At 69.8% G+C, this 24,730-nt stretch carries 28 protein-coding genes; 14 read left to right on the top strand and 14 right to left on the bottom strand.

What is annotated here, in order from left to right; genetic code table 11:
- The coding region (locus tag ACFQU4_RS15605; RefSeq protein WP_377493402.1) for an SDR family oxidoreductase at positions 1-403 on the bottom strand (403 nt) is incomplete at its 3' end.
- Positions 404-466: 63 nt separating this feature from the next.
- Between ACFQU4_RS15605 and ACFQU4_RS15600 the strand changes: the two genes are divergently transcribed.
- Entirely contained in the window at positions 467-1,168 is a 702-nt protein-coding gene (locus tag ACFQU4_RS15600; RefSeq protein ID WP_377493400.1) for a TetR/AcrR family transcriptional regulator, read from the top strand.
- On the opposite strand, the gene ACFQU4_RS15595 is transcribed toward ACFQU4_RS15600, so the two are convergent.
- The 3 genes from ACFQU4_RS15595 to ACFQU4_RS15585 form a co-directional block, all read right to left on the bottom strand.
- Positions 1,165-2,157 (bottom strand): hypothetical protein, encoded by a 993-nt coding sequence (locus tag ACFQU4_RS15595; protein WP_377493398.1) that lies wholly within the window; start codon positions 2,155-2,157, stop codon positions 1,165-1,167. The two genes, ACFQU4_RS15600 and ACFQU4_RS15595, sit on opposite strands and share 4 nt — an antisense overlap.
- 228 nt (positions 2,158-2,385) lie before the next feature.
- Entirely contained in the window at positions 2,386-3,330 is a 945-nt protein-coding gene (ligD, locus tag ACFQU4_RS15590) for a non-homologous end-joining DNA ligase (RefSeq protein ID WP_377493396.1), read from the bottom strand.
- 16 nt (positions 3,331-3,346) lie between these two features.
- A complete protein-coding gene (locus tag ACFQU4_RS15585; RefSeq protein WP_377493393.1) occupies positions 3,347-4,621 on the bottom strand; it encodes an MFS transporter in 1,275 nt (424 codons plus the stop codon).
- 338 nt (positions 4,622-4,959) lie between these two features.
- Between ACFQU4_RS15585 and ACFQU4_RS15580 the strand changes: the two genes are divergently transcribed.
- Positions 4,960-5,379 (top strand): pyridoxamine 5'-phosphate oxidase family protein, encoded by a 420-nt coding sequence (locus tag ACFQU4_RS15580; protein WP_377493391.1) that lies wholly within the window; start codon positions 4,960-4,962, stop codon positions 5,377-5,379.
- Here the strand turns inward: ACFQU4_RS15580 and ACFQU4_RS15575 are convergent.
- The gene (locus tag ACFQU4_RS15575) at positions 5,365-6,246 is read right to left on the bottom strand and encodes a phosphotransferase (protein WP_377493389.1); all 882 of its coding nucleotides are present in this window, start codon (positions 6,244-6,246) and stop codon (positions 5,365-5,367) included. The genes ACFQU4_RS15580 and ACFQU4_RS15575 overlap by 15 nt on opposite strands.
- 79 nt (positions 6,247-6,325) lie before the next feature.
- Positions 6,326-6,607 (bottom strand): hypothetical protein, encoded by a 282-nt coding sequence (locus ACFQU4_RS15570; protein ID WP_377493387.1) that lies wholly within the window; start codon positions 6,605-6,607, stop codon positions 6,326-6,328.
- 253 nt (positions 6,608-6,860) lie between these two features.
- Here ACFQU4_RS15570 and ACFQU4_RS15565 point away from each other — a divergent pair, with 253 nt between their 5' ends.
- Genes ACFQU4_RS15565 through ACFQU4_RS15550 form a run of 4 tightly spaced genes read left to right on the top strand, consistent with a single transcriptional unit; the run spans position 6,861 to position 9,466 of the window.
- Positions 6,861-8,585 carry a bifunctional 3'-5' exonuclease/DNA polymerase gene (locus tag ACFQU4_RS15565; protein WP_377493385.1) on the top strand — a complete coding sequence of 575 codons (1,725 nt, stop codon included), beginning with the start codon at positions 6,861-6,863 and terminating at the stop codon, positions 8,583-8,585.
- A 3-nt stretch (positions 8,586-8,588) separates the two neighbouring features.
- Entirely contained in the window at positions 8,589-8,816 is a 228-nt protein-coding gene (locus ACFQU4_RS15560) for a type II toxin-antitoxin system Phd/YefM family antitoxin (protein ID WP_377493383.1), read from the top strand.
- The gene (locus tag ACFQU4_RS15555) at positions 8,707-9,120 is read left to right on the top strand and encodes a type II toxin-antitoxin system VapC family toxin (RefSeq protein ID WP_377493381.1); all 414 of its coding nucleotides are present in this window, start codon (positions 8,707-8,709) and stop codon (positions 9,118-9,120) included. The genes ACFQU4_RS15560 and ACFQU4_RS15555 overlap by 110 nt, the downstream gene beginning before the upstream one ends.
- Positions 9,121-9,154: 34 nt before the next feature.
- Positions 9,155-9,466, top strand: a complete 312-nt coding sequence (locus tag ACFQU4_RS15550; protein WP_377493379.1) for a hypothetical protein — start codon at positions 9,155-9,157, stop codon at positions 9,464-9,466.
- Between the two features lie 33 nt (positions 9,467-9,499).
- Here ACFQU4_RS15550 and ACFQU4_RS15545 read toward each other — a convergent pair whose 3' ends face one another.
- Positions 9,500-10,282, bottom strand: coding sequence for a hypothetical protein (locus ACFQU4_RS15545; protein ID WP_377493377.1), 783 nt, complete (start codon positions 10,280-10,282; stop codon positions 9,500-9,502).
- Between the two features lie 122 nt (positions 10,283-10,404).
- Complete coding sequence (locus tag ACFQU4_RS15540) at positions 10,405-11,052, bottom strand: GntR family transcriptional regulator (protein WP_377493375.1); 648 nt, start codon at positions 11,050-11,052, stop codon at positions 10,405-10,407.
- 204 nt (positions 11,053-11,256) lie between these two features.
- On the opposite strand from ACFQU4_RS15540, the gene ACFQU4_RS15535 reads away from it, so the two are divergent.
- From ACFQU4_RS15535 to ACFQU4_RS15510, 6 genes are read left to right on the top strand one after another with little or no spacing between them, the layout of a single operon-like run.
- Positions 11,257-12,978 carry a glycoside hydrolase gene (locus ACFQU4_RS15535; RefSeq protein ID WP_377493373.1) on the top strand — a complete coding sequence of 574 codons (1,722 nt, stop codon included), beginning with the start codon at positions 11,257-11,259 and terminating at the stop codon, positions 12,976-12,978.
- Between the two features lies 1 nt (position 12,979).
- Positions 12,980-13,843, top strand: coding sequence for an aldo/keto reductase (locus ACFQU4_RS15530; RefSeq protein ID WP_377493371.1), 864 nt, complete (start codon positions 12,980-12,982; stop codon positions 13,841-13,843).
- A gap of 24 nt (positions 13,844-13,867) precedes the next feature.
- A complete protein-coding gene (locus ACFQU4_RS15525) occupies positions 13,868-14,830 on the top strand; it encodes a carbohydrate ABC transporter permease (RefSeq protein ID WP_377493369.1) in 963 nt (320 codons plus the stop codon).
- Positions 14,830-15,681: a carbohydrate ABC transporter permease gene (locus ACFQU4_RS15520; protein ID WP_377493367.1), complete on the top strand. Its 852-nt coding sequence runs from the start codon at positions 14,830-14,832 to the stop codon at positions 15,679-15,681. The genes ACFQU4_RS15525 and ACFQU4_RS15520 overlap by 1 nt, the downstream gene beginning before the upstream one ends.
- A gap of 31 nt (positions 15,682-15,712) precedes the next feature.
- Positions 15,713-17,155: an ABC transporter substrate-binding protein gene (locus ACFQU4_RS15515; RefSeq protein ID WP_377493365.1), complete on the top strand. Its 1,443-nt coding sequence runs from the start codon at positions 15,713-15,715 to the stop codon at positions 17,153-17,155.
- Positions 17,156-17,194: 39 nt separating this feature from the next.
- Positions 17,195-17,935 (top strand): SDR family NAD(P)-dependent oxidoreductase, encoded by a 741-nt coding sequence (locus tag ACFQU4_RS15510; protein WP_377493363.1) that lies wholly within the window; start codon positions 17,195-17,197, stop codon positions 17,933-17,935.
- 3 nt (positions 17,936-17,938) lie between these two features.
- On the opposite strand, the gene ACFQU4_RS15505 is transcribed toward ACFQU4_RS15510, so the two are convergent.
- Positions 17,939-19,294, bottom strand: coding sequence for an FAD-binding oxidoreductase (locus tag ACFQU4_RS15505; protein ID WP_377493361.1), 1,356 nt, complete (start codon positions 19,292-19,294; stop codon positions 17,939-17,941).
- Positions 19,295-19,355: 61 nt separating this feature from the next.
- Here ACFQU4_RS15505 and ACFQU4_RS15500 point away from each other — a divergent pair, with 61 nt between their 5' ends.
- On the top strand, positions 19,356-20,333 hold the full coding sequence (locus tag ACFQU4_RS15500; protein WP_377493359.1) for a helix-turn-helix transcriptional regulator: 978 nt from the start codon (positions 19,356-19,358) through the stop codon (positions 20,331-20,333).
- Between the two features lie 122 nt (positions 20,334-20,455).
- Here the strand turns inward: ACFQU4_RS15500 and ACFQU4_RS15495 are convergent, their stop codons facing one another.
- Complete coding sequence (locus ACFQU4_RS15495; RefSeq protein WP_377493357.1) at positions 20,456-21,331, bottom strand: LysR family transcriptional regulator; 876 nt, start codon at positions 21,329-21,331, stop codon at positions 20,456-20,458.
- Positions 21,332-21,436: 105 nt separating this feature from the next.
- On the opposite strand from ACFQU4_RS15495, the gene ACFQU4_RS15490 reads away from it, so the two are divergent.
- On the top strand, positions 21,437-22,459 hold the full coding sequence (locus tag ACFQU4_RS15490) for an aldo/keto reductase (RefSeq protein WP_377493355.1): 1,023 nt from the start codon (positions 21,437-21,439) through the stop codon (positions 22,457-22,459).
- On the opposite strand, the gene ACFQU4_RS15485 is transcribed toward ACFQU4_RS15490, so the two are convergent.
- From ACFQU4_RS15485 to ACFQU4_RS15470, 4 genes are all read right to left on the bottom strand, one after another.
- Positions 22,434-22,679 (bottom strand): hypothetical protein, encoded by a 246-nt coding sequence (locus ACFQU4_RS15485; RefSeq protein ID WP_377493353.1) that lies wholly within the window; start codon positions 22,677-22,679, stop codon positions 22,434-22,436. The genes ACFQU4_RS15490 and ACFQU4_RS15485 overlap by 26 nt on opposite strands.
- Before the next feature lie 26 nt (positions 22,680-22,705).
- The gene (locus tag ACFQU4_RS15480) at positions 22,706-22,882 is read right to left on the bottom strand and encodes a hypothetical protein (RefSeq protein WP_377493351.1); all 177 of its coding nucleotides are present in this window, start codon (positions 22,880-22,882) and stop codon (positions 22,706-22,708) included.
- A 201-nt stretch (positions 22,883-23,083) separates the two neighbouring features.
- Positions 23,084-24,067, bottom strand: coding sequence for a Gfo/Idh/MocA family protein (locus tag ACFQU4_RS15475; protein WP_377493349.1), 984 nt, complete (start codon positions 24,065-24,067; stop codon positions 23,084-23,086).
- Between the two features lie 7 nt (positions 24,068-24,074).
- Complete coding sequence (locus ACFQU4_RS15470; protein ID WP_377493347.1) at positions 24,075-24,719, bottom strand: response regulator; 645 nt, start codon at positions 24,717-24,719, stop codon at positions 24,075-24,077.
- Positions 24,720-24,730: the final 11 nt, after the last annotated feature.

Genomic DNA, 24,730 nt, shown 5'->3' with positions numbered 1-24,730 from the left:
CGTCGGCGACCCGCCGGCCGGCCTCCTTGATGAAGAAGTAGGCGGCCTTGGCGTTGATGTCGAACATCGCGTCGTACTCGGCCTCGGTGGTGTCGACGATCGGCTTCCGGAGCACCTTGCCGACCGTATTGACGGCGACATCGACCGGGCCGAGCGCCGCCTCGGCCTCGGCGAAGAGCCGCTCGACGTTCTCCGGCTTGGTCAGGTCGCCGCTCAGCACGACCCCCTTCCGGCCGGCGGCCTGGACCGCGGCCAGGGTCTCCTCCGCCGCCGGCCGGGTCGCCTCGGAGTTGTAGTGGATGGCGACGTCGGCGCCCGCCTCGGCGGCCTGCCGGCTGATCAGCCCGCCCAGGTTCTTGGCGCCGGCGGCGACGAGCACGGTCTTGTCCTGCAACGCGGTCATGGTGTGGCTCCTGTTCGTACGTTCCAGATCACTGTATCGCTGATATAGGAATACTATAGCAGTGTGACAGTGACGCGGAATCCCGATACACGGCAGCGGCTGCTCGAGGCAGCCGCTGACCTGATCGCCGCGTCGCCGGGCCAGGACGTGCCGCTGCGCGCGATCTGCGATCGGGTCGGGGTCAAGCTGCCCACGCTGTACCACTTCTTCGGCAGCAAGGAAGGCCTGCTGGACGCCGTGATCGCGCACGGCTTCGACGTCTACCTGGGACTCAAGGAGTCGCACGAGTCGTCCGGCGACCCGATCCAGGACCTCCGCGACGGGTGGGACGCCCACGTCGCCTTCGGCCTCGCGAATCCCGGCTTCTATGCCTTGATGTACGGCCAGGTCACGCCCGGCCGCCGCCCCTCGGCGCAGGACCGGCCGGGTCAGGTGTTGCGCGGGCTGACCAAGGCGGCGGCCGATCAGGGCCGGCTGGTGGTGCCGCCCGAACAGGCCGCCGCGCACATCCTGGCCGCCAACATCGGCGTCACCCTCCGCCAGATCGTGCTCGGCGAGCCGGATCCCGAATTGTCCGCGGCGATGCGCGAGGGAACCCTCGCGGCGATCACCGGGACCGCAGCGGCGTCGGGCCGGGGCCGCTCCCAGGTCGAACTGGCCGCGGCCTCGGCCGCCCTGCTGGACCAGCTGTCCGGCGCCGGCGCCGTGCTCGGCGAACCGGAGGTGCGGCTGCTCCGGAAGTGGCTCACCGCGCTCGCTCGCTAGCGGTTCACCGGCGGCCGCGGATCCCAGGAGAAGTCGCGGTCGAACAGGAAACGGAACTCCGGGTCCGACTCCAGGGTGAGGTCCTGGCCGCCGCCGACCAGCCGCAGCCGGCCGTCCGGCCGCAACTCCCAGCGCAGTTCGAACGTCGTCGTCGCCGGCTCGGTGGTCCGGACCGGGCCGCGCTGGGCCGGCTTGAGGTCGACCTTGATCAGGTTCGGCCCGGCGTCCCGGAAGGATCCGGTACGAAGATCGCCGTTGGCCAGGCGGATCGACCACCGCGACTTGCCGCCGACCACCCACTGGCTGAACGCCGCCTGCTGCCAGCGTTGATCATCGACGAGCCGGGCGGCCGGCTTCGCGGTGTCGTCGACGACCCGGTAGACGCCGGCCAGCGGGTGCCCCTCGGTCGGTGCCGGGAAGGCCTGGCGGAACAGCAGCCCGGAGGCGATCACGGAGAGCCCGGCCAGCACCGCCCCGACCACGTTGATGATCTTGCCCGGCCGGCCGGTGGCGATCGTCGGCAGCGGTCCGCGCGGGATCGGGCCGGCGGTGAACAGGGCCCGCAGGAACCGTGTCAGATAAGGGATCGCGGCGATCGTCGCGCCGATCGCGAGCGCCAGGGAGAGCTGCTTCACCGGGACGTCGTAGGACAGGTTGAGCAGGAACACAAAGTACATGTCGAAGGCCGCGACCGCCGCCCCCACCCCGGCGGTACGGCGCCACAGCAGCATCCCGGCCGCCAGCACCTCGGCCACCCCGGACAGGAACTGGAACGGGACCGAGTAGCCGACCATCCGCCAGAGCAGACCCATCGGGCTCATCTCTCCGTACGCCACCAGGGCGTCACCGAGATCCGCCCGGCCCATCTGAGCCAGGAAGACCTTCGACCAGCCGTAGATGAACAGGTATCCGGCCAGCCCGATCCGGAGCACCAGGTGGGCGGTCCAGCCGATCCGGGCCGGCCAGCTCGGGGACGTTGCGTTGATCACCGACCCGATGCTGCCAGCGGTTGACCGGCCAGGCGTCTGACCGGCGTCACAAGATCATGATGAGATGCTCACACCGGCGAGGGACGGTGAACTGGGCGTCCCACTCGCCACACCCGTCCCACCACCCCTGGTTTCTTGGCGCTTTCCGCGAGTTATATCTCGCGGGAAGTGCCAGTTTTTCACGCAACGTGAAAAACTGACCGATGGTCGAAGGGGTGAAGAGGAGGATCAGGTCTCGTCGGGCGGCGGTGCGTCGTCCTTCTCGTCCCGGTCGGCCCATTCCAGAAGTTGATCAAGGCTGTAGATCGCGTCGTCGATGTCGGCGTGCAGGTCGCCCAGCTCGGCGTACCGGGCCGGCATGGTGGCGATCGTGAAGTCGCGCGGGTCCGCCTCGGGCAGCTCGTCCCAGTGCACCGGCGCGGACACCAGGCCCTCCGGCGTTCCCCGTACCGAATAGGCGCAGGCGACCGTGTGATCACGGGCGTTCTGGTTGTAGTCGACGAACACCGTCGCCGGGTCGCGGTCCTTGCGCCACCAGGTCAGGTCGACCAGGCCGCCGGCCCGCCGCTCGACCTCGCGGGCGAAGGCCCAGGCGGCCCGTCGCACGTCGGCGAACCCGTACACCGGCGCGACCCGGACGTAGATGTGGATGCCCTTGCTGCCCGAGGTCTTCGGGAAGCCGGTGGCGCCGAGCTCGTCCAGCACCTCGCGGGTCACTGCGGCGACCCGGCGGACGTCGTCGTAGGTCGCCTCCGGCCCCGGATCAAGATCGATCCGCCACTCGTCGGGCTGCTCGACGTGCTCGCTGCGGGAGTTCCAGGGATGGAACTCCACCGTCGACATCTGGACCGCCCAGATCACGTCCGCCGGATGATCAACACAGAGCTCGTACGCGTGCCGGCCGGAGGGGAAGTCGACCCGGACCGTCTGGATCCACGGCGGCGCACCGTGCGGCACCCGCTTCTGGTGCACCTTGTCGCCGTCGACGCCGTCCGGGAACCGGTGCAGCATGCAGGGCCGGTGGTGCAGCGCGTTGACGACGCCGTCCGCGACCGCGAGGTAGTACTTCGCCAGGTCGAGCTTCGTCTCCCCGCGGGCGGAGAAATAGACCCGGTCCGGGTTGCTGATCTTGACGACCCGGTCGCCGACCTCGAGTTCGACGCGCTCCACCATGCCTCGACCTTAACAATCAGCGCCGGAGCCGGGGTGCCAATCCGCGTCCGGCCGCGATGATCGCCGCGCAGCCGAGCAGGCCGATGATCGAGGTGATCAGCCAGGGCAGTTCCGGGCCGGCGGCGAACGCGACCGCGAACGCGCCCGGCGCGGCGATCGTGGCCAGCGCGAACGAGTACTGGAACCAGGACAGGTAGCCGGACCGCGAGCCCTGCGGGGCCGCGTCCGAGGCCAGCCCCATCGACACCGGCGCGTGGATCAGCTCGGCGATCGAGTAGATCAACACCGAGCAGATCAGGCCCGGGATCACCAGCCAGAGCGGAGCCAGCCCGAGCACGGCGGTGACCACGCCCCAGGCGGCCCAGATCAGGCCCGCGACGACCAGCACCCGGATCCTCCGGAACCGGCTCGTCGCCCGGACCGCCAGGCCCTGGCAGGTCGCGCCGATCACCGTGTTCATCGCCAGCAGCGGGCCGATCAGCCAGGCCGGCGCGTCCAGGCCCTGCACCACGTACAGCGGCAGGCCGACGCCCAGGATCGTGCTGCAGAAGGCGAACAGCGTGTTCGCGCCGATCAGCAGCAGGTACGGGCCGTCCCGGTGCACCCGGCCCGTTTCATGATCATCGGGTCCGGCGTCGGCGGGGCGGCGCTCGTGGCCGGGGTCGCGGGCGAGCAGGACGGCGGCCGCGATCATGCTCACCGAGTTGGCCGCCAGTGCGATGACGTACGGCAGCGAACCGGGGATGATCAACAACGCGCCGGCGATCAGGGCCCCGACGGCGAAGCCGACGCCCTGGGTCATCCCGGACAGCGCGAACCAGGACTCCTTGGCCTCGGCCCCGGCGGCGTCGGCCGCATCGGCGACGAGCGCGAAGATCGACGACCAGAAGGCCCGCCCGCCGACGGCGGTGAGCAGACAGCAGGCGACCAGGATCGGCAGCGCACGGCCGGCCGGCAGGACGGCGAGCAACAGGCCCGCCATGCCGATCGCCTGCAGGACCAGCGCGAAGATCACGATCGTCCGCGGCGTGAACCGGCCGGCGACGGCGGCCGCCACCGCCGGCACGGCGAGCGAGAGCACCCCGGAACCGGTGACCACCAGGCCGGCGGTCGCGACGGGCAGGCCGACGACGGTGGTCAGATAGAGCAGCACGAGCGGACCGGCCAGGCCGGTCCCGATCGCATCGACGCCGAGCGCGACGACCAGCGGCACGTGGCCGCGGATCGAGGGCAGTCCGAGCATCCGGGTGAGCGAGAATCGTTGTGGAGTGGGCAGCGACGAACGGCGCATGGAAGATGCCTCCGTGTCCTGTGCCCACGCGCCCGCTCATTGTCGTCTCCGGCACCGCAGCGCCGACGCGGAACGCGACCACTCCACCGGCATGACGCCGACTACAGTTGGGGCTGTTTTTATGGTCGGCGCCGATCATACGACGGTGTCGGTGGCCGGAGCTAGTGGTGTGTCGCCCAAGTAGGTTGACGTTTGGCGGCGTCCAGGTGCGTGCTTCGCAAGGCCGACGAGGAAGGCATATCGGGTCATATGTCGACTGAGGAGAACGCCGCGAGGTGCGTGCCTGGGCGTCGCCAAACGTTGACCTACTTGGGCGACGCGCCACTAGGTTCGGGTCTATGGCATTGAACCAAGCTGAACGCGAAGAGTTCCTGGCCGAGCCGCACATCGGTGCGTTGTCGGTGGTCGAGGATGACGGTCGCGCCCCGCTGATCGTGCCGATCTGGTACGGCTACACGCCGGGTGGAGAACTGTGGGTGAACACCGAGCTGGAGTCCCGGAAGGGCCGCGCGATCCGGGCCGCCGGGCGGTTCAGTCTGATGGTGCAACGGGTCGAGCCGACGATTCGGTACGTGTCGGTGGAGGGCCCGGTCACCAGGATCGAACCGGGCAGCCGGGAGCGGACCCAGCAGATGGCCGAGCGTTATCTGCCGCCGGACCGGGTGGCCGGTTACGTCGACTTCGAGCTGAACCAGATGGGTGAGCACTCCGGCATCTACATGCGACCGGAGCACTGGCTGTCGTCAGACCTGGGCTAACCAGTCGCGGGCCAGTTCGACGGCCCGGCGGTGCACCCGGTCGACGGCGGCCGGCGTGTTGTAGCCGAGGTAGGCCGGCCAGACGAACAGGGTGGCGGACAGCCCGGCCGCCAGGACCGAGCGGGCGAACGCCGCCGGGTCGAGGCCGCGGCGCTCCGCGTACACCTTGATCATCTCGGGCAGCGGCGGCGTCGCTCCCGATGGGGCCGCGCGGCCGGCGGCGAAGGCGAGGTCACCCGCCGGGCGACTGATGCCCGTCACCTGCCAGTCGGCCCAGACCATGCCGGCGTCGGTGATCAGGATGTTGTCCGTGTGGCAGTCGCCGTGCCCGAAGCAGGGCGGCTGCTCACGTACGGCAGCGGTCAGGACGGCGGGGTCGTCGAAGATCGGCGCGAACAGCTCCGCCTCGCCGGCCCGGTCCCAGTAGCTCCGCCACCGTTCCGGATCGGTGCCGGGCACCTCGCCGTCCGGCCCGTGCCGCCACAGGTCGCCGTCCGGCACAGGCGTCTCGTGCAGCGCCGCCAGGTCGCCGGCCAGCGCCAGCCAGTGATCATGGGTCCAGTCCTCGGCCGGCCGGATCGTTCCCGGTGCGGACAGCAGGATCGCCACGCAGTCGTCCGAGAGGTGATGGTCGAGCAGGTCGGGGGTCCGGATCGCGAGGCCGCCGGCCAGCTCCCGATAGAAGGCGAGTTCGCGTTCGGCGGCGGTCCGGTCGAAGCCCGACTCGGCGAACCTGATCTTGACCACCACCGGCGTCCCGTCGGCCCGGGTCGCCCGCCGGACCGCCGAGCCGGACAGTCCTCCGGTCACGGTGTCCGGGTCGAGCGTGATGCCGAACCGGCGGCTGAGCAGATCGAGGTTGGTCACCGGCCGCACGTTACCCACGGCCACCGACGTTCCCGCGGGAACGCGGGCGGCGCCGGTGCCGTGCGGGCACGTCGCGCGGTCATTCGGTCGCATACACGCTGACCACTTGCTTTCCGGCACAGCCCTGATACTCCGGCTTGGCCTCGGCAGCGTTCCCGGTGCTGCTCGCGGTTGGCGGGAGGTGATCACCGAGGGCATAGTCGCCGATTCCTTCCAGGTGAATCGTCCCGTCCGGATCGAGGCGAGAACCTGCCGGAGCAATCAAGGTCATGCCGTCCACGGTCACGCAGCCGGCCGCATCCGCGGCGAGTAGCCCTGACACCGATGCTTCGAGTGCTCCATCGTGCTTCTCGACCGCCACGAGAGCCGTGGTCCCTGGGCATTCGTTGGAGTCGGCGCGGGAGGGGCGGACGGATTGCAGGCAGCGAGCATGATCACGGACGCCGCTACGGCGAGTGCCCTGGTCGTCAAGGGAGTCACCTCATCTCTCCGTTGGTCTTGATCGAGACGCCCACGCTGGAGACGGCCCGGGCAATCTCGAAAGCACGGCGTCCGTCCCACGGTCCACTGTGCACTCCGGTGACTGTCGGTGTCTTTCCGTAGAGTCGACGACCGTGGAGGAGATCGCCGTCGCGGTCGCGGACGACCGGGTCGTGCTGCGGCGCCTGGCCGATGCGACCGACGAGACGGTCGACCGGTCTGCCGCGCCGGTCCGGCTCGGCGAGTTGGAGCGGGCCGGAGCTCGTTGGGTGTGGGCGGACACCCGTGAGCTCTACCCCGAGCTGCTTCGCGCCGGCCTCCGGATCGAGCGCTGCGTCGACCTCCGGCTGTGCCACGCGATCCTGGCCGCCTCGACCTTCCTGGCCCTGCCGCTGGCGGGCTCCGACGCGTACTGGGACCGGTCGCCGGCCGAGCTGCTGGAGGACGAGCAGCCGTCCCTGCTGGCCCGGCCGGTGGAACGGGCCGACCTGGAGCAGGTGGCCGCCGAGCATCGGCTGCAGACGGCGGCGGTCGCCGACTCGCCACACGGGCAGCGGCTCCGGCTGCTGCTCGCCGCCGAGTCCGCCGGTGCCCTGATCGCGGCCGAGCTTCATCACCACGGGCTGCCGTTCGACGTGACTGTTCATGATCGGCAACTGACCGAGATGCTTGGTCCGCGGCCCCGGTTCGGTGGCCGGCCGGCGGTGCTGGAGGGCCTGCTCGGCGAGGTCCGTACGGCGCTCGGGCAGCCGGGGCTCAATCCCGATTCGCCACCCGAACTGCTCCGCGCCCTGCACACGGTCGGGCTGGACGCCACCAGCACCCGGCAGTGGGAACTGTCCAAACTTGATCATCCGGCGATCCCGCCGCTGCTCACGTACAAGAAGCTGTCCCGGCTGCTCGCCGCCAACGGCTGGGGCTGGGCCGACCAGTGGGTCCGGGACGGCCGGTTCCGCCCCGAGTACGTGCCGGCCGGCGTGGTCACCGGCCGCTGGGCCACCCGTGGCGGCGGCGCGCTGCAGATCCCGAAGCTGCTCCGGGGTGCGGTGACGGCCGACCCGGGCTGGCGGCTGGTGGTGGCCGACGCCGCCCAGCTGGAGCCGCGGGTGCTGGCCGGGATGGCCAGTGATCATCGGCTGTCCCGGGCGGCCCGGGGCGGCGACCTGTACCAGGGCCTGGTCGACGAGGGTGTGGTGGAGACCCGGGCCAAGGCGAAGGTGGCCATGCTCGGCGCGCTGTACGGAGCGACGACGGGCGAGTCGGGCCAGCTGATGCCGCGGTTGATCAAGGCCTACCCGCGGGCCACCGGGCTGGTCGAGGACGCGGCCCGGGCGGGCGAGCGCGGCGAGGTGGTGACCACCTGGCTCGGCCGGAGTTCACCGCGGCCGGGCGCATCCTGGCAGCAGGTGCAGTCCGCCGCGAGCGACGCCGAGGCCGGCCCGAACGAGCAGCGCCGGGCCCGGCAGCAGGCCCGCGACTGGGGCCGGTTCACCCGCAACTTCGTCGTCCAGGGCACCGCCGCGGAGTGGGCGCTGTGCTGGATGGCCGACCTGCGCAACCGGCTCGCCGCGCTCGGCCCGCCGGACGACCGGCCCTACCTGGTCTACTTCCTGCACGACGAGATCATCGTGCACACGCCGGACCGGCTCGCCGAGCAGGCCGAGCAGTCGGTACGGGAAGCAGCCCGCACCGCCACCCGCCTGATGTTCGGCGACTTCGCGATCGACCTCGCCCTCGATCTGGCCACCGTGACCAGCTACGCCGAGACCGAACCGACCACGGACACGGCAGCGGAACTCGAGACAGCGGAGGAGTCACCCGAACCCGTTGACCAAGCTGGCTGGGCAGCCCAGTCTTGATGCATGACCCAGGTCGTCCAAGTGTCGGAGGCGCAAACGCGGCTGTCTGCGCTGTTGGCCGAGGTCGAAGCGGGCGATGAGGTGATCATCGCCAGCGGTGACAAACCCGTGGCGCGGCTGGTTGCCATCCACGACGGCGGACCGCGGGAGATGGGCTTCGTCGGCTATCGGGTCCCGGACAGCTTCTTCGAACCGTTGCCCGAGGACGAACTCGCCGCCTGGGAGCAGTAGCCGTGTCGGTGCTGTTGGACACGCACGTGCTCCTTCGGCTTGGGAGATTGCTACCAAACATCGGCTGGGGAAGCTGCCGCAGGCGGAGGGCCTGATCGACGGCTATCAGCGGCATCTCGACCGCGCCGGCATCGGGAGTCTTCCGGTCACGAACGAGCACGCGATGAGTGCGGGCGCCTTGGGCTGGCATCATCGCGATCCGTTCGACCGGATGCTCGCGGCCACCAGCATGATCGAGAGCATGCCCTTGGTGACCGCCAATGCGGCCTTCCACGACCTGAACGGTATTCGGCTGATCTGGTGACCGCGGTCGGCCGATCTGTGCGACCGTGGATTTCATGAATGCTGATCATGGACCGGAGTCCGGCCCGGCCGACGAGCAGGCCGATCGGGAACACGGCGACTCCGCCTCGATGGGCGCGGCGGTGATCGGAGCCCGCGCGGGCGGGGCGAGTGCGATCGGCGGGTTGAGCCTGGCCGGGCTCGCGGTGGGCGCGCTGGCCGGCGGGGCGCTGGCCTTCGGCGTGATCGCGATCGGGCGGCTGGTGATCCGGCGCGCCACGATCCGTACCCTCAAGATCGGCGACCTGGAGGTGGACCGGCTCCGGGTCCGCCAGTTCCTCGTCGACCCAACCGAGCCTGATCAGTGACGAGCGCCGGCGGGATCGCACGACGCGACGTGGTCAGGCCTTGAGCCGGACGACCACGCGGTCAAAGGGAAGCCGCGGGTCGCCGCTCAGCTCGTCGATCTTGGTGGGCTTGAAGCCCAGCTTCTCGTACATCGAAAGCGTTCCGACGTTGGTCATCGTCTGCGCGGTGACCGGACAGGCGCCCACCCGTCCGAGGCCGGGGATTTCCCGGCTCGGCCAGTTGTCCTTCAGGTACTCGTCCACGGCCGTTGAATTCCAGCCGTGCTCCCGGCGCACCTTCCGCAGCGTCGTGTCGCGATGCGGGAACGAGATCGGTGTCGCCTCGATCCAGCCGCCGCCGCGCTTCTTGATCGCCGCCACGGCCGCCGCCAGGGCGGTGCCGGCCACCCCTCGGCGACGATGATCGATCCGGGTGAGCAGGCAGGTGATCCGCCACTGCGTCGACGGATACCGGGCGAACCGCTTCCGCGGGATCGAGTCGTCCCGGGGCACCGGCACCTCGTCCGCTCGCCCGAAGTGACACCAGCCGACCGGTTCCGCGTCGGCATAGACGAGGATCCCGTGCGCCAGGCCCTGGCGCACCAGGTCCTTCACCGCAGCCAACTCGCCCGTCCGCCAGTCCCTCCCCGCAGGACGTACGCCTGCCGCCGGCGGCCGCCGACCCGTGATGGCCGCACTCGCGGCCGGGCTCAGGTGCCGGCCGAACAGGTACAGCGCGCAGCCGCACCCGTTGACCTGCCAGAAGAACTGCTCGAAGTCCGCCACGGTACGCATCGACAGCTCACGGGTCGTCAACCGACCGGTCCGGTCTGCCATCACGAAGCTCCCTTCAAGATCAGAAGAACCAGAGTCCCTCAAGAATCCCAGCTCGTCACGGACATCTTGTGTCCTGTACGGCGCCGGCGCTTGGACCCGCGTGATCTTGCGGAAACGGCTGCTCAGGGCAGATCGAGGCGCTTCAGTCGTTCGTAGGCGCCGAGGATGTGCTTGTCGACGGCGGCCCGGGCGACCTCCGGGTCGGCCTCGGCGAGCGCGTCGCGCAGTTCGCGGTGCTCGGGGTAGCCGACCTCGGAGAAGTCGGGGAAGTTGATGTTGCGAGCGCGCAGGAACAGGCGGACCTGACCGCGGATCGACTCCCACACCCGCTGCACCCGAGCATGATCACAGGACGCGTAGACGATGTCGTGGAAGGCAAGATCAAGAACGACCGCGCCGTCGGGCTCGATGGTCGTGTCGACGGCCTTCATCCGTTCCAGCACCGCGTCCATCGCGGCGAACTCCGCCTCGCCCATCCGGGTGCAGGCACGCTCGGCGGCCAGCCGTTCGATCGCGCCGCGCAGCGTGTGCACCTCCTCCACGTCGACCCGGGTCAGCGCGGCCACGTAGGCGCCGCGGTGCCGGCGCAGCTCGACGTACCCCTCGGCCTCCAGCTGGGTGAACGCCTCCCGGACCGGGCCGCGGCTGACCGACATGGCGTCGGCGATGGCGGCCTCCTTGAGGTGCTCGCCCGGCTCGAACTGGCCGTTGGTGATCATCTCGCGCAGCAGGTTGGCGACCATCGTGCCGAGCGCAGGCTGGACCTGCATCGGTCGCTGGATTCCCTGAGGGAGCACGCTCGCGTCCTTCCTGGCCGTGTCCCCGGATCATGTCACGAACTACAAATCATTAACAATATATCGTTGACAATATGGGGTTCGGGTCGTGAAACTCGATGGAGGAGTTGATCACCGGATTCGGCGATCACCGTCGCCGGACGTCACACGACGAAGTGAGAGCGAGGGGCTACCCCCGTGAGCACCGAAACCCAGAATCCTCATGTCAGCCGCCGGGCCGGCAGCCCGTTTCCGCCCGCGGCGCCCAGCGATCCGGACGCGCCGCACGTCGAGCGGGCCCTGATCGAGGTCGACGCCGCGGCCGACCTCGGCCCGATCGAGCCGGTCTGGCGCAGCATCGGTTACGACGAATTCAACTGGACCTACACCCGCACGGGGAAACGCCTGCTCCGCAGCTTCGGCGAGATCAGCGGCGACAGTTACCACGTGCGGCCGCATTATGTCTTCTGCTCGGGCAGTGGCTTCGGAATTCCGCACTGGAGTTCCGGAAACGTCTACCACGAGGACGAGAACGGGAATCCCTACTACGATTTCACGCTGGTCGATCAGGCCTATGACGCGATTGTCGCTGCCGGGCATCATGTGCTGGTCGAACTCGGTTTCACGCCGCGCGACCTGGTTCCCGACGTGGAATTCACGGTGCCGTCGAGCCCGACCCTCTATGGAGCGTACGAGGCGGGGGCGTGGCGTTTCCCGCCGCGGGACTACGGCCGCTGGGCCGGGCTGATCGAGGCGCACGCCCGGCACTGCGCGGAGCGCTACGGGATGGCCGAGGTCAGCGAATGGCTGTGGGAGCTCTGGAACGAGCCGGACATCTTCTACTGGGGCGGGACGGTCCAGCAGTACAACGAGCTGTACACCGTGACCGCGCAGGCGGTGCGCGCCGCGATCCCCGGGGCGAAGGTCGGTGGACCGTCGGTGACCAGCGGCGGGCTCGAGTTCCTCAAGGAATTCCTCGACTACACGAGTTCCCGGGGCGAGCCGCTGGATTTCATCTCCTATCACACGAAGGGCTGCCATTTCCCGACCCGGGACTATCGGCCGATCGGCGCTCCCGCCACGGAGCAGGCGAGTCCTTCGTCGACGAAGATGTTGTACGACATCGTGCGGTGCAATCGCATCATTGCCGATTATCCCGAATATCGGGACCTCGAGGTCCTGGTCGACGAATGCGATGCGGCGGTGCCGGCACATTTCGGGCGCTACGACAATGCGAACTACGCATTCCAGAACACCGAGTACTACCCGGTGTTCCAGGCGAAGTTGTTCAAGAAGATCCTCGACCTCAACGCGGCCGGGCCGGTCTCGGTGAACCAGGCGACCTCGTGGAGTTTCTACTTCGAGGCCGAGCGCTGGTTCGAGGGGACCCGGTCCTTCCTCACCGCGGACGGGACCGAGAAGCCGCTGCTCAACGCCTACCGGATGTTCGGCCGGCTCGGCAGTCACCGGGTGGCCGCGCGGTCCGACCAGGCCTGGTCGATCGAGGCCCTGGCGGACCCGGACGGCAGCAGCATGCCCGAGGAGGTCGACGCCCTCGCCACCACCGACGAGGACGGCACCGTGGCGATCCTGGTCTGGCGGCACACCGACGACCAGTACCAGCGGGCCGAGGCGGCGACGCCGGTCCGGATCGCGGTGTCCGGCCTCGACCACACCGGCTACCGGCTGAGCCACCTGCGCATCGATCATGATCACAGCAACGCGCACACGGTCTGGGCCTCGCTCGGCTCGCCGTCCGATCCCGGCGACGACGAGATCGCGAAGATCCAGGCCCGGCAGGGCCTGGAGGAATTCGAGCCGGCCCGCGACCTCGACCCGGATCCGTCCGGCGGCCTCGCGCTCGAGGTGGCGCTGCCGTTGCCGGCGGTGTCGCTGTTGATCTTGACGCCGCGGAGCTGAGATGACGGCGCCGACCATGATCACGCTGCGGGACGGGGCCGCCGTCCCCCAGCTCGGCCTCGGGGTCTTCGAGATTCCGCCGGACCAGGTGCAGGCCACGGTCGAGGTGGCCCTGGCGGCCGGCTATCGGCACCTGGACACCGCGGCCGCGTACGTCAACGAGGCCGGGGTCGGCGCCGCGCTCCGGGCGACCGGGCTGCCAAGGGACGAGGTCTTCGTGACGACCAAGCTCCGCAACGGTGATCAGGGGTACGAGTCCGCGCTGCGGGCCTACGACGACAGCTGCCGGCGGTTGGGGCTGGACCGGGTGGACCTCTACCTGATCCACTGGCCGAACCCGGCCGCCGACCGCTACGTCGACAGTTGGCGGGCGCTGGAGCGGCTGGCCGCGGAGCGGCGGGTCGGCTCGATCGGGGTGTCCAACTTCCTGGCCGAGCACCTGGAGCGGCTGGCCGCGGAGGGCGATCAGCTCCCGGCGGTGAACCAGATCGAGCTGCACCCGACCTATCAGCAGGTCGACGTGGTGCGCAGCTGCGCCGAGCGGGGCATCGCCGTCGAGGCGTACTCGCCGCTCGGCCGCGGCGCCGACCTGAGCCACCCGGCGGTGCACGCCATTGCGGATGATCATCGTCGGACGCCGGCCCAGGTGCTGCTCCGGTGGCACCTGCAGCGCGGCCACATCGTGATCCCCAAGTCGGCGACGCCGGAACGGATCCGGGCCAACGCCGAGGTGTTCGACTTCGCGCTGACCGGCGAGGAGGTGACCACGATCAACGGGCTGGAGGCGGGCCGGCGGACCGGCAACGATCCACGGACCTTCGCCGCCAGCCAGCTCCGCCCGATCCCGGACCTGGCGTCCGGCTGATCCGACTCTCGAAGGTTGACGTCAATGACGACATTAGCGATGCGGGGAGTGCGCCCGGGGACGAAGCGGGCCGATCGGCCCGCGCGACGCGGCAACCGGGGCCGGCTGACGCTCTGGGTCTGGCTGTTCCTGCTCCCGACGGCGATCCTGTACGGCCTCTACACGCTGTATCCGATCGCGGCGAGCTACTGGTACTCCCTGGTCGAGTGGAACGGGTTCGAGTCGCAGCAGCGGTTCGTCGGCCTGGCCAACTACCAGGCCGTGTTCGCGGACCCGATGTTCTGGAGCTCGTTCAAGATCACGTTGATCTTCATGCTGCTGGTGGCGCCGGCCCGGGTGATCTTGAGCTTCCTGCTGGCGATCGTGCTCAACTCGCCGAAGCTGCCGCTGGCCCGGCTGTTCCGGACCGCCTTCTTCCTGCCGGTCGTGACGACCACGGCGATCGTCGGCGTGGTGATGCAGTTCGTGCTCGATCCGGCCAGCGGGCCGCTGAACAGCCTGCTGCTGGCCCTCGGGCACGACGGCGGGATCAGCTTCCTCGGCGACTCGCAGACGGCGCTGATCACGGCGTCCGTGGTCTACATCTGGAAGTTCTTCGGCATCACCCTGGTCTATTGGCTGGCCGCGCTGCAGACGATCCCGACCGAGCTCTATGAGGCGGCCCGGATCGACGGCGCCGGAGTGGTCCAGTTGTTCACCCAGATCACCGTACCGCTGCTCAAACCGTTCTTGATCATCATCTCGCTGCTCACCATCGAGGACTCGTTCCGGGCCTTCGACCTGATGCAGACGCTGACCGGCGGCGGCCCGTTCTTCGCCACCGAGGTGATCGAGATCTACATCTATCAGCGGGCCTTCACCGCGCCGGTCCCGCAACTCGGGTTCGCCTCGGCGGCGGCCGTCCTCTTCGGCCTCTTCGTCTTCGTGGTCGGACTGATCCAGCTCTGGGGCGTGTGGGCCGCGCGCCGGCTGCGGGCGGGGGCGTGATGACCGCCCCGCGGGTGCGCCGGCTGATCAGCAGGCTGCCGTGGTGGATCGCGACCGTCTTCCTGGTCGGTGCGGTGCTGCTCTGGATCTTCCCGTTCGTCTGGATGCTGTCCGCCTCGTTCAAGGACAACACGGAGGTCTTCGCCGCCGGCCTGAACCTGATCCCGGAGACGCTGGTCTGGGAGAACTACGGCCGGGCCTGGGAGGACGCGCAGTTCGGCCGGTACCTGCTGAACACGGTGCTGGTCACCGTGATCACGGTGATCATCGTGACCCTGCGCTGCGCCGCCGCCGGCTACGTGATCGGCCGCTACCGGTTCCGGGGCTCCCGGCTGATCGTCGGGATCCTGGTGGCGACGATCTTCGTCCCGACCGGCTACACGATCATCCCGGTGGTCCAGGTCTCGCTCCAGCTCGGCCTGATCGACTCACTGTCCGGAATGATCTTGGCCCTCAGCGGCGGAGCCAATGTGGCCTCGATCCTGATCTACGCCGGCTACTTCCGGCAGCTGCCGCGGGAGCTGGAGGAAGCGGCGATCGTGGACGGGGCCGGCTTTCTGCGGACCTTCCTCTCGATCATGTTCCCGCTGTCGATGCCGGTCACCGCGACCGTGGCCCTGCTGACCTTCCTCGGCACCTGGAACGCCTTCTTCCTGCCGCTGGTGTTCACCTTCAGCCGTCCGGAACTGCGGACCCTGAGCGTCGGGATGCAGGCCTTCATCGGTCAGGACGCGGTCGACTGGTCCGGTATGACGGCGGCCGGGATCATCTCGATCATCCCCGTGGTCCTCCTGTTCTTCTTCCTGCAGCGCTACTTCGTCGAAGGCATCGCCGGAGCAGTCAAGTCCTAACCAACTCGCCAAGCGAGGAAGGGGTGTCGGCATGAGACCGACCATGAATCGCCGTGGATTCCTCAGCGGGATCACGGCCCTGGGAGCCGGAGTGGCCGCCGCGTCCGTCGCCGGATGCTCCGGTGGCAGCGGCTCCGGTACGGCCAGCGGTGGGCTCCAGTGGTGGGACCACTTCAGCGCCTACCAGGATCTCCAGAAGGAGTGGGCCTCGAGTCAGGCCGAGAAGATCGGCGTGCCGGTCACGTACACCTATTACGAGGCGTCCAAGGCCGGCGAGTCGTTGCGGCTGGCCAACCAGGCCAAGAAGCTGCCCGACGTGTTCTCCAACGTCGTCGGGCTGCCGCTGGCCGCGCTCGTCGCCGATCAGTGGATCCGCGAGGTCGAGCTGTCCGACGACACCCTGAAGCGGCTGCCGAAGGAGGTCCAGGTCGAGGGCGTGACCAAGATCGACGGGAAGCTCTACGGCGTCCCGCTGCAGTCGTTCCGCTCCCATCCGAGCTTCACCTGGACCAACGTCGAACTGTTCGCCAAGGCCGGTCTCGACCCGGCGGACGTACCGGGCGACTACGACAGCTTCCGGGCCACCTGTCAGAAGTTGAAGGCGGCCGGGGTCGCGCCGATGACGATCGCGCTCGGTGCGGACGGCGGCCGGGCCGGTGATCAGATCAACGACATGGCCCAGGTGGCCGGCTTCCCCGGTCTCGGCGGAGTCCGTTATGCGACAGGGGAGTACGGGTTCCACGACGACACGTACGTGAACGCGATCGAGTTCTGGAAGGAGCTCTTCGCGGGCGGCATGATGCTGAGTGGCACCAACACGTTCAGCGTCGTCAACGCCCGGACCAGGTACGCCTCGGGCGGTGTCGCGATCTTCATCGACGGTGCCTGGTCACCCGGCGGGTCACGGGTCCTGCAACCGGACTTCCTGCCGAAGATGGGCGTCGGCCAGGTGGTGACGCCGGAGGCCGGGGCGCCGGTCGCCCTGTACCGCAACCTGAGCGGCCCGACCTTCGTGATCGCGGGCAGCACCAAGGACCCGGCGGCGGCGTCGAAGCTGGTCGAGTCGTTCACCGGCGAGGACTACCTGGTCAAGATCACCGAGGCGATGGATGCACCGCCGATCGATCTCGACCTGGTCGCGACGGCCAACGTCACGGAGCCGTACAAGCAGGCCGTGGCGATGCTGAAGGAGCAGGTGTTCCAGGGGCCGCAGCCGGTGGTCCGGAACCCGGACGTCTCCCTCGCCGAGGCCCGCCGCAAGCCCGTGACGCCCGGGCTCGGGGCGATCGTGCAGGGCTATCTCGGCGGCGACGTCCCCGACCTGCGGGCCGCGCTGAAGACGCTCAGCGACGCCAACGAGGCCGAACGCGAGAAGGCGATCGCGGCCGCCAAGGCGGACGGTGCCGAGGTCGCGCTGGACGACTACGCCTTCCCGGACTGGAAACCGGGCGCCGACTACACGTACCCGAAGTAGGAGTGGTTGATCATGGAGCAGAGCGGGCAGCGTACGGCAGTGATCACTGGGGCGACCTCGATCCGCGGCATCGGGCGGGCGACCGCCGACGTCCTCGCCGAGCAGGGATGGTGCATCGGCGTGCTGGATCTTGATCAAGCGTCCTGCGACGAGCTGGCCGGCGAACTCACCGCCCGGCACGGCGTAGCCGCGTTCGGCGCGGCCGCCGACGTGTCGGACGAGAAGCAGGCGCGCGCCGCGATCGACGCGATGGAGGCCGCCCTGCCGCCGATTCTCGGCCTGCTCAACTCGGCGGGTGTCAGTTCACCGCTGGCCTATCTCGACCTCGACGCGGACGAGTGGCACCGGGTGATCGGGATCAACCTCACCGGCGCCCACTACGTGACTAGGCGGGTGGCCGAGACGATGGTCCGGAACCGGCGCGGTGGCCGGATCATCAGCCTGGCCTCCGTGTCCGCGCAGCGCGGCGGCGGCACGTTCAGCAAGACGCCATACTCGGTGGCCAAGGCGGGTCTGATCGGGCTGACCCGGTCGCTGGCCCGCGAGCTCGGTCCGAACGATATCACCGTGAACGCGATCGCGCCGGGACCGATCGACACCGACATCATGGGCGGTCCGTTGAGTCCGGAACGGAAGCTGGAGCTGGCCGATGATCTTGTGGTGAACCGGATCGGGCAGACCCGTGATGTGGCGGCCGCCGTCGCGTACCTGATCTCCGACGACGCGGGGTACGTCTCCGGCCAGACCCTGAACGTCGACGGCGGCCTCTACATGCACTAGCCCCTAGGCGGGCGGGATGTTCGCGTTGTAACGGAACACGTTGCCCGGGTCGACCCGGGCCTTGAGCTTGGTCAGCCGGTCCCAGGTGTCCGGAGCGAAGGTGGCCCGGACGTCGTCCGGGGTCGCGCCGCCGCCGAGGAACGTGAAGTGCCGGCCGCCCGTGTCGTGCGCCGACAGAGCCTCGAGGGTCCGCTCCTGAGCGGCGGTCACCCGGTCCAGCTCGGCCTGCTCCGGGGTGGCCGAGGAGAGCCCGATGATCATGGACGCGGTGAACGCGGCGTCCCGGTGGCCGACCGCGTTCGGGACCGCCGGCGGCCGGGCCAGCGCGCCGCCCAGGTGGCGCAGCTCCAGCACCGGCGACAGCTCGCTGCCCGGGCCGGCGGCCTTGATCAACTTGGCGATCGTGTCCTGATCAAGCCCGTCCAGCAGGGTGCCCCGGGTGCGGTGCGGTGACGGGTCGGTCGGGTCGTTGTTGATCGTTGCGATCTCCGCGTACGGCAGCGTCCGGAAGCCGCCCAACAGCGGCTCGCCGATCGCACCGAGGCCGCGGAACAGTTCCTCCGCCTCGGTCGCCGGGCCGGTCGAGGTGGCCCGGATCGACAGCACGTGCTTCCCGCGCAGCGGCGGCGGCAGGACGGGCAGATCGGGCAGCGGGACGATCACGGCGGTCGACGTCACCTCGTCGGGCAGCGTCTGCAGCCAGTCGTGCCAGGTGGCCAGCCCGGATTCGATCAGGGGTGTGTCGAAGAACAGCGATCCGCCGTACAACTCCGGCTGCGGGAACAGCTCGATCTCGATTCCCGCGACGACGCCGAAGTTGCCGCCGGCGCCGCGGACCGCCCAGAACAGGTCGGGGTCGCTGTCGGCGGTGATCATGGTGCGCTCGCCGTCGGCGGTGATCAACTCGATCCGGTTCACATGATCGGCAGCGAACCCGTACCGGCGGGCGAGCGGGCCGATCCCGCCGCCGAGGGCGTACGAGATCACGCCGACCGAGCGCGCATTGCCGGCGAGTCCGGCCAGCCCGTGCTCGGCGGCCGCCGCGACGACCTCGTCCCAGCGGGTGCCGGCGGCGACCCAGGCGGTCCGCCGATCCGGGTGGATCGTGACGCCGGTGAGCCGGGAGGTGTTGATCAACAGGCCGCCGTCGGTCAGGCCGGGAGAGCCGTGGCCGGTGGCCTGGACCGCGATCGGCAGTCCCTGCGTCGTGGCGTACCGGACGGCGGCGGTGAGTTCGTCGGTGTCGGAAGGAGTGGCGATCAGGTCGGGCCGCAGCGGATTGAAGGTCTGGAAACCGATCCGGCGCTCGTCGTAGTCGGGATCACCGGGCCGAATCAGGTCGATGGTCTCTGTGGTCATGCTGCGATACTAGGGACGCTTGAGGACGGATCATGTCCTCAAGGGAGAAGAATCTGAACTCATGACGGATGTCACGGACCGGTCGCTGGCGCTGCTCGGCTTGCTCGCGGCCCGATCCTCCTGGACCGGCGCCGAGCTGATCGACCGGCTCGGGATCACGCCCCGGACGCTGCGCCGCGATGTCGCGCGGCTGCGGGCGATCGGCTACCGGATCGACAGCACCACCGGGACCGCGGGCGGCTACCGGCTGGCCGCGGGCACCCGGCTGCCGCCGCTGGTGTTCGACGACGACGAGGCGGTCGCGATCGCCGCCCTGCTGGGGCATGCCGAGACCAATCCGATCGAGGGCATCGGCGAGACGGCCGCCCGGGCCCTGGGCAAGCTCGGCCAGGTTCTGCCGCGCCGGCTCCGGGACCGGGTCGCCGCGATCGCCGCGGTGTCCGGCTCGGAGTCCCTGGTCGGCGCCGGTCCGCGCGGGCAGGCGCCGATCGACGGCGAGGTGCTGGCCCGGCTGGCGCTGGCCGCCCGGGACCGCGAGGAGATGGGGTTCGGCTACCGGGACCGGGCCGGCCGGGTGACCCGGCGCCGGGTTGAGCCGCATCGCGTGGTCACCGGCTACGGCTGGTGGTATCTCGTCGCGTACGACCTGGACCGCGCGGACTGGCGGACCTTCCGGCTGGACCGGATCGCCGAGCCGACCGGCCTCGGGCAACCGTTCGGCGATCGCGAGCCGCCGGGCGGTGCGCGGGCCTACCTGAACCGGTCGCTGGCCTCGACCCCGTACCGGCACCGGGCGGTGATCACGCTCGACGCCACGGAGGAGGAGATCCGGTCCCGGGTCGGCTACCTGCTGCCGAGCCGGATCCGGCTGCTGGCCGACGGGCGCCGACGGATCGAGTTCGGCGACGACGAACTCAGCGCCGTGGTCCGCGTCGTGCTGGCCCTGATCACCCCGGCCGTCCCGTACGACCTGGAGGCGTCGGCCGAGGTCCGCGAGGCCCTGCGCACCGCCGCCGCCGACCTGCTGGCTCACCTCTGATCCGGCCCGCCGGACCCACCTGTCACGCTGGCCACAAGTTTTTCACGTTACGTGAAAAACTGGCTGTTCCCGTGAGAAGTAACTCGCGCAAAGTGCCAAGAAGTGTGGGGAAGTTGGGCGTGTCACGGCGTCAGGGCTGGGTCGGAGAGGAAGGCGCGGGCGGCGGCGCTGAGGCGGCGGCCGGCGGGGGTGGCGACGGCGAGCTCCCAGCGGGGCACGTCGTCGGGCAGCGGGACGAAGCGGGCGGTGGTCTGCTTGTGCCGAAAGCTCTCCGGGACCAGGGCGACGCCGAGGCCGCCGGCGACCAGGTCGAGCAGGAAGTGGACGTCGTTGGCCTCCAGTGCGACCCGTCGTTCGATGCACGCCGCGGCCAGCACCCGGTCGGTCAGATCCCGGGTGATCCAGCCCGGATGGAAGTCGACGAAGGTCTCGTCCTTCAGGTCCAGCACCCCGATCTGCCGCTCGGCAGCCAGCGGGTGATCGGGCGCGCAGGCCAGCAGCAGCGGCTCGGCGGACAGCGGGCGGAGGGTGATCCCGGGCTGCTCGACGAACGGCACCGACACGAAGGCCGCGTCCAGATCGCCACCGTGCACCAGCCCCAGCAGCTCGGTGGACCCGGACTGGCGGAGCCGGATCTCGACGCCGGGGTGGGCCCGGTGGAACCGGGTCAGCAGCGCCGAGACGTTCAGTGCGCCGAGGCACTGCAGGGTGCCGATCGCGAGCCGGCCGGTGACCACGCCCTGCACCGCGGCGACCGCGTCCCGGGCCGCCTCGGCCGCGCCGACCGTGTGCCGCGCCTCGGCCAGCAGGGCCCGGCCGGCGTCGGTCAGCTCCACGCTGCGGGTGTTCCGGATGAACAGTTCCGCGCCCAGTTCCCGTTCCAGGGTCCGGATCGCGGTGGACAGGCCGGACTGGGCGACGTGCACCCGTTGGGCCGCCCGGGTGAAGTGGCGTTCCTCGGCGACGGCGATGAAGTACGTGAGGTGGCGGAGTTCCATGGCTCATCCGTATCGATGATCAGTGAGATCGGATTCTTCTGTTGGACAGGATAAACGCGGCGGCGCAGAGTGGGTGCCATCAGTACTACGGAAGGCACGACATCCATGGAGTACCGCACCCTCGGCGGCACCGGCACGGTCGTCTCGACTCTCTGCCTCGGCACGATGACGTTCGGCCGGGAGAGCGACGAGGCCGTCTCGCACGCCCAGCTCGACCGGTTCGTCGAGCAGGGAGGCAATTTCATCGACACCGCCAACGTCTACGGACGCGGTGTCTCGGAGGAGATCATCGGCCGCTGGCTGGCCGACCGGGGCAGCGCCGTCCGGGACCAGCTGGTGATCGCGACCAAGGGCCGGTTCCCGATGGGCGACGGCAAGAATGATCTTGGTCTGTCCCGGACCAACCTGTCCCGGGCGCTGGACGCCAGCCTGAAGCGGCTGCAGGTGGACCGGATCGATCTCTACCAGGCGCACGCCTGGGACGCCCTGACGCCGATCGAGGAGACCCTGCGCTTCTACGACGACGCGGTCCGGGCCGGCAAGATCAACTACGTCGGCGTCAGCAACTTCACCGGCTGGCAGTTGCAGAAGGCCACGATGGTGGCCGAGTTCCGCGGCCTGCCCAAGATCGTCACCCTGCAACCGCAGTACAACCTGCTCCAGCGCAGCATCGAGCTGGAGCTGACCGAGGTCTGCGAGAACGAGAACATCGGCATCCTGCCCTGGTCGCCGCTGGCCGGCGGCTGGCTGACCGGCAAGTATCGGCGCGACACCACCCCGACCGGTGCCAGCCGGCTGGGCGAGGATCCCTCTCGTGGCATGGAGGCGTACGCCCGCCGCAACGCGGAGGAGCGGACCTGGCGGGTGATCGGCGCCGTCGAGCAGATCGCCAAGGATCGCGGGGTCTCGCTCGCCCAGGTCGCGCTGGCCTGGCTGAACGACCGGCCGGCGGTGACCTCGGTGATCTTGGGCGCCCGGACCCTCGAGCAGCTGGACGACAACCTCGGCGCCGCCGGGCTGCACCTCTCCGACGAGGAGACCACGCTGCTCACCGAGGCCAGCCAGCCGATCGTCGACGACTACCCGTACGGGCTGCCGGGGATCAACCAGCGCCACCGCGCGCTCTGACCAGAGCGCGGACCGGCGTCGGCCGGGCTGCCAGCAGCAGCCCGGACCCGGCGACCACGAACAGGAGATGGGCGGCGCGGACGACCGGGAAGTACGGTGACGTCCCGCCGCCCAAACCCTCGACCAGGTCCGCGCCCGCGGCGAGCTCGGTGATCAGCGGAACGACCAGGGACGCGGTGCCGATCCCGCCGAGCATGATCAACACGATCCAGCGGGCCACCCGGTTGCCGCGCCAGGTCAGGCCGATCAGGACGAACGCCAGGGCGTAGGCGGCGAGGTGGACGCCGAGCTGAAGCAGCAGCCCCGGCGTCGGATCGCCCGCCGCCGAGACGCCAGCAGGGCGATGATCATCTCGGCGACCCCGGCCAGCACGGCCAGGATGAGCAGCGTGCAGGCCTGGCCCAGTCTCGTTGCGTCTTTCATGATCATCAGCATCGTCATCGCGGCTCGGTGGGTCGATGGGGTCGACCGGTGGATCCTTGTTCGGGATAACCCGATGATCATCGGGCTTGGCCCTTCGACAGGCTCAGGGCGCGTGGGTTGCGTGGGCTCAGGGGTGCGCGGGTTGCGTGGGTCGAGGGTGCGGGGCATCGCTCCCTGAGCTTGTCGAAGGGCGGGCCAGACTCAGGTCGGCTGACGCAGCGGGAGGCCCGCGGCCCGGTAGATCGCGTCGATCACGGTCATGGTGGCGATCGAGTCCTCCGGGGGCGTCAGCGGCGGGACGCCGTCCAGGACTGCGGCGACGAACGCCGAGAGCTGGTAGGCATACGTGGGGCGTCGGGAGAAGTGCTCCACCCGGCGATGATCACCGACCCGGACCGAGAGCCGGTGCCCGAACTGCGGCGCGTACGGGTTCAGCACCCGCAACTCTCCTTGATCACCGACGACGCGGGCCGACATTCGCAGCACGTCGCGGGACCACATCGAACACCGTACGGTCCCGGTGTGACCGCCCGGGAACCTCAGCTCCGCCGTCATGGCCCGGTCCACCTGCGGATCCCGCAGCTTCGCCGCCGCGCCGACCACCTCCGGCTCGCCGCCGAGCAGCCGGGCCAGGTGGACCGCGTAACAGCCGGCGTCCATCAGGGCACCGCCGGCCAGCCGGTAGTCGTACCGGATGTCGGAGAACACCGGCAGCGGGAAGCACATCGCCGTCTCCACGTGCCGCAGCCGGCCCAGCTCGCCGGACAAGATCAACTCGCGCAATCGCCGGGCCAGCGGGTGGTAGCGGTAGTGGAACGCCTCCAGGACCACCAGGCCGCTGGCCTTCGCGGCCGCCGCGACGGTCCGGGCCTCCTCGGCGTTGGCCGTGAACGGCTTCTCGCAGAGCACGTGCTTGCCGGCCTCGAGCGCGGCCAGGGTCCACCGCCCGTGCAGCCCGTTCGGCAGCGGGTTGTAGATCGCGTCGATCCGTTGATCATCGAGCAGCGCCCGGTAGTCGCGGTAGGCGGTGCGGATCCCGTGCCGCCGGGCGAAGTCCTCGGCGCGGTTCAGGTCCCGGGCGGCGACGGCGACGACCTCGACGCCGGGCACGATCCGGGCCGGCTCGATCAGCGCGGCGGGCGCGATCCGGGCCGCGCCGAGGACCCCGATCCGTACCGTCTCCATGATCGACTCAGCGGGACTTGAGCCAGGCCAGCACGGCCAGCACCCGGCGGTTGTCCGAGCCGACGTCCGGCAGATTGATCTTGCTGAAGATGTTCGAGATGTGTTTCTCCACGGCCCCGCCGGTGATGAAGAGCTGGCCCGCGATCGCCGAGTTGCTGCGGCCCTCGGCCATCAGCGCCAGCACCTCGCGTTCCCTAGCGGTCAGCGCCCCCAGCGGGTCGGAGCGGCGGGCGACCAGCAGCTGCGCGACCACCTCGGGGTCGAGCACGGTGCCGCCGCCCTTGATCGTCTGCAGCGCTTCTGCCAGCGTGTTCAGCGAGGTGACCCGGTCCTTCAGCAGATAGCCGACGCCGCCGCGGCCGTCCGAGAGCAGCACGTCGGCGTAGGACAACTCGATGTAGGCCGACAGCATCAGCACGCCGAGCGCCGGGTTCTGCTGCCGCGCGGCGACCGCGGCCTTCAGTCCGTCGTCGGTCATCGTCGGCGGCATCCGGACGTCGACGATGGCGACGTCCGGCTTGTGCTCGGCGGCCGCCGCGATCAGCGACGGAGCGTCGTCGACGGCGGCGACGATGTCGCAGCCGATCTCGTCGAGCAGTCGGATCAGACCTTCACGGAGCAGGACGGAATCGTCGGCGAGAACCACGCGCATGCCCTAACTGT

The sequence above is a fragment of the Microlunatus sp. GCM10028923 genome (assembly GCF_042666975.1).
Taxonomy (GTDB): Bacteria; Actinomycetota; Actinomycetes; order Propionibacteriales; family Propionibacteriaceae; genus Microlunatus.
Note: the sequence above shows the minus strand (reverse complement) of the source record. Positions and strands in the feature narration are given on the sequence as shown.